The sequence below is a fragment of the Marinobacter sp. UBA5687 genome, from assembly GCF_002420325.1.
Classification (GTDB): domain Bacteria; phylum Pseudomonadota; class Gammaproteobacteria; order Pseudomonadales; family Oleiphilaceae; genus Marinobacter; species Marinobacter nauticus.
On sequence record NZ_DIHV01000133.1, the window covers coordinates 16108 to 23083 of the forward strand.

General features: G+C 58.7%; 7 protein-coding genes and 1 pseudogene. All 8 read left to right on the forward strand.

What is annotated here, in order from left to right:
* Positions 1 to 752 (forward strand): sensor histidine kinase (locus tag B3Y70_RS14830; protein WP_288590015.1); only part of this gene is annotated, 752 nt, incomplete at its 5' end.
* A 7-nt stretch (positions 753 to 759) separates the two neighbouring features.
* On the forward strand, positions 760 to 2154 hold the full coding sequence (locus B3Y70_RS14835) for a sigma-54-dependent transcriptional regulator (RefSeq protein WP_199453101.1): 1395 nt from the start codon (positions 760 to 762) through the stop codon (positions 2152 to 2154).
* A gap of 327 nt (positions 2155 to 2481) precedes the next feature.
* Complete coding sequence (locus B3Y70_RS14840) at positions 2482 to 2769, forward strand: hypothetical protein (RefSeq protein ID WP_273030069.1); 288 nt, start codon at positions 2482 to 2484, stop codon at positions 2767 to 2769.
* Positions 2770 to 2862: 93 nt separating this feature from the next.
* Positions 2863 to 4230: a polynucleotide adenylyltransferase PcnB gene (pcnB, locus tag B3Y70_RS14845; RefSeq protein WP_273030067.1), complete on the forward strand. Its 1368-nt coding sequence runs from the start codon at positions 2863 to 2865 to the stop codon at positions 4228 to 4230.
* A complete protein-coding gene (gene folK / locus B3Y70_RS14850; RefSeq protein ID WP_222534975.1) occupies positions 4227 to 4724 on the forward strand; it encodes a 2-amino-4-hydroxy-6-hydroxymethyldihydropteridine diphosphokinase in 498 nt (165 codons plus the stop codon). Before pcnB ends, folK begins: the two co-directional genes overlap by 4 nt.
* 137 nt (positions 4725 to 4861) lie before the next feature.
* The gene (gene panB / locus B3Y70_RS14855; protein ID WP_011784197.1) at positions 4862 to 5656 is read left to right on the forward strand and encodes a 3-methyl-2-oxobutanoate hydroxymethyltransferase; all 795 of its coding nucleotides are present in this window, start codon (positions 4862 to 4864) and stop codon (positions 5654 to 5656) included.
* Positions 5653 to 6501 carry a pantoate--beta-alanine ligase gene (gene panC / locus B3Y70_RS14860; protein WP_011784196.1) on the forward strand — a complete coding sequence of 283 codons (849 nt, stop codon included), beginning with the start codon at positions 5653 to 5655 and terminating at the stop codon, positions 6499 to 6501. The genes panB and panC overlap by 4 nt, the downstream gene beginning before the upstream one ends.
* Before the next feature lie 47 nt (positions 6502 to 6548).
* Positions 6549 to 6976, forward strand: a pseudogene (locus tag B3Y70_RS14865) (glucose-6-phosphate isomerase); the annotation flags it as partial.

The following is a 6976-nucleotide window of genomic DNA, read 5'->3' on the forward strand; positions in this document are numbered from 1 at the left end:
TGCTGGAAGATGAATTGATGCACAGCGAACGACTGGCCTCCGTGGGGCGCCTCGCGGCCGGCGTCGCTCACGAAATCGGTAATCCCGTCACCGGCATCTCGTCTCTGGCCCAGAACCTGAAACTGGAAACCGATGATCCCTCCATTCTGGAAACCGCAGACCAGATCCAGCAGCAAACCCGACGCATATCCACCATCCTGCAGTCGCTGATGAACTTCGCACGTACCGGCAACCACGCCCACGCCAACCGTTATGAGCCGGTCAGCCTGCACCGCTGCATTGATGAATCCATCAACCTGCTGTCGCTCAGTGACAAGGGGCTTGGCATCAGTTTTCTGAACGAGTGCCCCGCCAGCCTGCAGGTGCTGGGAGATGAACAACGGCTGGTGCAGGTATTCATCAACCTGCTGGCCAACGCCCGGGACGCCTCCCCAGACGGCGGTACCATCCGGGTTGCTGGAAAGGCCGACGGCTACTCCGCTATCATCGAGGTCATTGACGAAGGCTCCGGCATACCGGCAGACCAGCTGGATCATATTTTCGAACCGTTTTACACCACCAAGGCCCCCAACAAAGGAACCGGACTTGGCCTGTCACTGGTGTACAGCATCATTGAAGAGCACTATGGCAACATTCAGGTGGAAAGCCCGGCCAATCCGGAAACCGGCCTGGGCACCTGCGTGAGACTCCGCCTGCCTGCCTACGAGCCTGATACCGACAGCGGTTACAGCAGCCCGAACGAAAGGTCGTGAACACCCTATGCCCCGTATTCTGATTGTTGAAGACGAAGACATTATCCGCTCGGCGGTTCGCAAACTTCTCCAGCACGCCGGCTATGAGGTGGCAGATGCTGTCTCGGTGGAAGAAGCCGAGGGCCTCGACCCGGACAGCTTCGACCTGGTCATCACCGATCTGCGCCTGCCAGGCGCCGCCGGTACGGAAATGATCAACCGCGCCCCCAACACGCCGGTACTGATCATGACCAGTTATGCCAGTTTGCGGTCCGCGGTTGACTCCATGAAGATGGGCGCCGTGGACTACATTGCCAAACCCTTCGACCATGACGAAATGCTCGCGGCTGTAGAGAATATTCTGGCACGCAAGTCTTCGGCTTCCGATGAAACAACCGGTTCTGGTGATGCCGCCAGCACGAGCGGGCCCGACTCGGACCCATCCGAGATCATGTTTGGCCAGTGTGAGCCCATGCAGAAGGTGTTCACCCTGATTCGCAAAGTCGCCCCCACCGAGACCACAGTGCTTATCCAGGGCGAATCCGGTACCGGTAAAGAACTGGCGGCACGGGCTCTGCACCTGCTCAGCCCGCGAGCCAGCAAACCGCTCATCTCCGTAAACTGCGCGGCCATTCCCGAAAGTCTGATCGAATCAGAACTGTTTGGCCACGAGAAAGGCGCCTTTACCGGCGCCGTCTCGGCCCGCACCGGGCTGATTGAAGCGGCGGACGGCGGCAGTCTGTTCCTGGATGAAATCGGCGAACTCCCTGCCGAAGCCCAGGCCCGATTGCTGCGGGTGTTGCAGGAAAGCGAGATTCGCAAAGTGGGCTCCACCCAGAGCCGGACCGTGGACGTGCGGATGATCGCCGCCACCCACCGAAACCTGAAAGCCATGACCAGAACCGGCGAGTTCCGGGAAGACCTTTACTACCGACTGAATGTGATGCAGATCCGCATACCGCCCCTGCGGGAACGTCGCGCCGACATTCTGGGCCTGGCTCGCCGATTCCTGAAACGCCAGGCCAGCAAGCTTGGCCGTCCGGAGCTGTCTCTGAGCCCGGAGGCCATGCAGGCCCTGGAACGCTACCGCTGGCCCGGTAACGTCCGGGAACTGGAAAACGCCATCGAACGGGCCTCAATCCTGACCGATGGCGATGTCATTACCCCGGCGGTACTGGACCTGGACAGCGACTCCGCCGACGAATACATCCCGGAAACACTGGTTGAGGGCAATAATGAACAAACCCCTGCAAGGGATGTCGATTCGTCCAACGATCTGTCGCTGGAGGATTACTTCCAACACTTTGTGCTTGAAAATCAGGACCGGATGAGCGAGACCGAGCTGGCACAGAAGCTGGGCATCAGCCGGAAGTCACTTTGGGAGCGTCGGCAACGCCTGGGCATTCCCCGCAAAAAAGCCTGACCCAAAGAATGAACCTAGAATCAGTTGTTACCACCTGTTCCTCTCGGTAACACTTCCTGTCCAGATCATGAGACCCAGGTAACACTTTCAGGAGATACGGGGTAACACTTACATACCTCTTTTTCATAACCCCCTGTTTAAAAAGGCTTTTAGAAAACTGGCACGACCACTGCACTCTAATAAGCGCACAACAACAAAAACAAAAGTGACAACGCAGCGCCAAAACAAAAACAAATAGCTGCACGAGCGCCCGGCAACAAAAACAAGAACAGGGTGCAAGCGAACTGAGTGTTTTGGGTACTATGCTTTTTAGGGGTCCCACGACACGTGCGAGTTGTAGATGTAGAGAAGAATCGTCTTCCAGGCGACACTGCAGATACTCCCATAACCCGCACCGTGTTACTGGCCGCTCTATGTATTCAAAGCTTTCCGTTTGCATTGCTTAAGGTCCTTATCTTGGGGACAACACAGTGGGGTAAAAGAATCAAAAAGAATCCCGGCAACAACAAAAACAATGCAGATCGTCAACGCTTTCAGGGCGGATTCGTGGAAACGGATCCGCCTTTTGATTTTCCGGACTGCCAAAAACAGCCTTCCCTCAACAGGCCTCCATGACCACTTTATTCACTGGCATTTCCGTCAAACATGTGCAATTCCTGCGCAAACCGTTAAAATCCCCGTTTTTGCGCTTCGCAAACACGGAATTCCATGCCTAAACGACTTGTTGAAAAACTACGCTCCTTCATTCCCGGCAACGGGAAGAAGAAAGCCCGCCACTACCAGCGGCAGGAGATCCCGCGGGATCAGCACAATGTCTCCCGCTCCATGATCAGTGAACCGGCCAAGAAGGTACTGCACCGTCTGAACAAGTCCGGCTACGAGGCCTATCTGGTGGGCGGTGGCGTTCGCGACATTCTACTTGGCGGACACCCCAAAGACTTCGACATAGCCACCAACGCAACACCCGAAGAAGTTCACGACCTGTTCCGGAACTCCCGCCTGATTGGTCGCCGCTTTCGCATTGTGCACGTGGTGTTCGGGCGGGAAATCATCGAAGTAACCACCTTCCGCGGTAATGCCCGGGATACCGATGACGACCTGGCCGACGACGAGCACAAGACCAGTGAACATGGTCTGTTACTGCGGGATAATGTCTATGGCAATCAGGAAGAAGACGCACTTCGGCGCGACTTCACCATCAATGCGTTGTATTACTGCATCCGGGATTTCTCCATTATCGACTTTGCCAACGGCGTGCAGGATCTGAAAAACCGTCAGATCCGCCTGATTGGCGACCCGGAAACCCGCTATCGGGAAGATCCCGTGAGAATGCTGCGCGCCATTCGTTTTGCGGCCAAACTGGACTTCCAGATTGAGCCGGAAACGGAGGCCCCCATTCGGGAGCTGGCCCCACTGTTGGCGCACATCCCTCCGGCCCGGCTGTTCGATGAAGTCCTCAAACTGTTCTCCGCCGGCCACGGCGAGGCAACCTATCGCCTGCTTCAGAACTATGGTCTGCTGGCCCCACTGTTCCCGGAGACCGCCCGGGCACTGGATGCCGGCGAACCCGATGAACTGATACTGCAAGCCCTTCGCAACACCGATGCCCGGATTGCCCAGGGCAAATCAGTGACCCCGTATTTCCTGTTTGCGGCCATGCTCTGGCCGGCTCTGCAGGTGGAATGGCGCAGGCGCCAGGACAATGGCGATCCGGTTCAGCCGGCGCTGCACGGCGCCATCGGCAAGGTGATCGGCCGCCAGGTGCAGGCAACCGCGATACCGAAACGTTTCTCGGGCCCCATGAAAGAAATCTGGGAACTGCAGATGCGGCTACCCCGTCGCCAGGGCAAACGAGCGTTCGGTACCATGACCCATCCGCGCTTCCGGGCGGCCTACGATTTTCTGCTGGTGCGGGAAGCCGCGGGCGAAATTGAGCCGGGCCTCGGGCAATGGTGGACGGAATTCCAGCAGGCGGATGAGCGTGCGCAGGAAAAAATGCTTTCCGAGCTGGGCTCCGGTGGTCCGAAAAAGCGCCGTCGCAAGCGCAAACCTGCAAGAAAACCGCCCCAGCCATGACTGTCGATGCCTATATTGGGCTGGGCAGCAATCTGGAACAGCCTGCAGCCCAACTGGCAAGAGCCGTGTCGGAACTCGCGGGCTTACCCAAATCCACACTGGTAGCGCAATCTCCGTTCTATGCCAGCCGCCCCGTCGGCCCGCAGGATCAACCAGATTTCGTGAACGGTGCCGTTCATCTGCGTACCGATCTTTCTGCCCACGAACTGCTGGATTGCCTGCAAGCCATTGAACAGGCCCACGGCCGTGAGCGACTGAGGCACTGGGGACCACGCACCCTGGATCTGGATCTGCTGCTGTTTGGTCAGACAACCCTCAACGACGCACGCCTGACCGTTCCCCACGCGGAACTGGCCAACCGTGATTTCGTCCTGCAACCCCTGCTGGACCTGGCCCCGGAACTGGCACTGCCGGACGGCACCAGCGTTGCGGAACTGCGCCGACATTGCCCGGACAACCAGCTGCGCAAGCTGCCAGCCCAGGCGCACCCCTGACCAGGTTCCTCATGGCACCCAGGTGCGGAAGACCATGCTACTCTTGTGTCTGATATATCCGGGATTTACATTAACGCTCTGAGCACCGGTCGACCCCGGTCCAAAACTGGCCCATCCACCCAAAAGGCAAGGATCCTATGGCAGTTACCATCAATACCCTGCGGGAATACAAGCAAAAAGGCGAAGCCTTCTCGGCACTGACCTCCTATGATGCAACCTTTGCTCAGGTTGTCAGCGAGGCTGGCGTTGATGTCATCCTGATTGGCGACTCTCTTGGTATGGTGCTGCAAGGCCACGACAGTACGCTCCCGGTGACCATGGATCAGATGGTGTATCACACCAGCTGTGTCGCCCGCGGTAACAAAGGCGCCCTGATCATGGCTGATATGCCGTTCATGTCTTACGGTACCGTTGCCGATGCACTGGACAATGCTGCGGAGCTGATGCGCGCCGGCGCCCACATGGTCAAGCTGGAAGGCACCGACTGGATGAAGGACACCATCGAAGCCCTGAGTGAACGTGGTGTGCCTGTTTGTGCCCACCTGGGCCTGACGCCACAGTTCGTCAACAAGTTCGGCGGCTACAAGGTACAGGGACGTGATGAGAAGGCCGCCGAGGCCATGATTGAGCATGCTTGCGAACTGGAAGCCGCCGGCGCCGATCTCATCCTTCTGGAGTGTGTACCGGCCCCGCTCGCCGCTCGTATCACCCAGGCCGTGAAGGCGCCGGTCATCGGCATCGGAGCAGGCTCGGATACCGATGGCCAGGTACTGGTACTGCACGACATGCTGGGCGTCACCACCGGCCGCAAACCCCGTTTCGTGAAGAACTTCCTCGCCGAGACCGACTCCATCCCGGAAGCCATTGCGGCTTATGCCCAAGCCGTCAAAGCACGCACTTTCCCAGCCGAGGAGCATACGTTCAAGGCATGAGAACCGTACACTCACTCAAAGAACTGCGCACGATTCTGCGGGGCTATCGCCAGCAGGGCAAGACCATCGGCCTGGTACCCACCATGGGCAACCTGCACGAGGGCCATATCTCGCTGGTGCGCAAGGCGGCCGAGGCCTCCGATATCGTCGTCACCAGTATTTTCGTGAACCCGATGCAGTTCGGAGCCAATGAAGACCTGGACACCTACCCGCGAACCCTGGTTGAAGACCAGGAAAAGCTGGCGGCAGCGGGCAATACTCTGGTCTTTGCCCCGGGCGTTGAAGAGATCTACCCGGAAGGGCTCGCCAATCAGACCAAGGTGGTGGTTCCCGAAGTCAGCGAGGGCCACTGTGGCGCCAGCCGGCCGGGCCACTTTGAAGGCGTGGCCACCGTGGTTACCATGTTGTTCAACATGGTCCAGCCCGACATTGCCGTGTTTGGCGAAAAGGATTTTCAGCAGTTGGCGGTGATACGCAAACTTGCCCGGGATCTGATGATTCCGGTGGAAGTGATTGGCGCGCCGACGGTGCGGGAAGACGATGGCCTGGCGAAGAGCTCCCGTAACGGCTATCTGTCCGAGCAGGAGCGGGGCATCGCTCCGGTGGTGTTCCGAACACTCCGTCATACCGCTGACCAGTTGGCACAGGGACGCACCGACTACAGCATCCTCGAGCAGGAGGCACGCGATGCACTGTCTGAGGCAGGGCTCAGGCCGGACTACTTCAACATCGTCAACAGCCTGACCCTGAAGCCCGCCAGCAAGGATGACCGCGAGCTCACACTACTGGTCGCAGCGTTCCTGGGTACCACCCGTTTGATTGATAACCTCTCGATCACGCGCTGAAACCTCACTATGGAGCCTCACCCCCAGACAACGGAAGGGACCCCCTGATGCCTGAGAAACACCCTGCGCTCACCAGCCGAGCAGAATGGCAAGCTCTCAACGATGCCAAAGCCCGGCTCGAACACCTACCCATGCGGGAGCTGTTTCAGCAGGATCCGGGCCGTGCCCAGCGTTACCTGGTAGAGGGTGCAGGCCTGTCGCTGGATTTCTCCCGCAACCGGCTGACGGACGAAGTGCTGGAGGCTCTGCTCAACCTGGCCCGGGCCTGTGGTCTGGAGGAACGTCGTACGGCCTTGTTCCGGGGCGGTCTGGTGAACCTCACGGAACAACGCCCCGCCCTGCACACCGCCCTTCGTGAGGGTGAACAGGGCGAGGTTCGGGTGAACGGCGACAACGTCATTCCCGAAATCCATCGCACACTGGGGAAGATGGAAGCGCTGGTTGAAAGCATTCACAGTGGTGAACGCACCGGCCA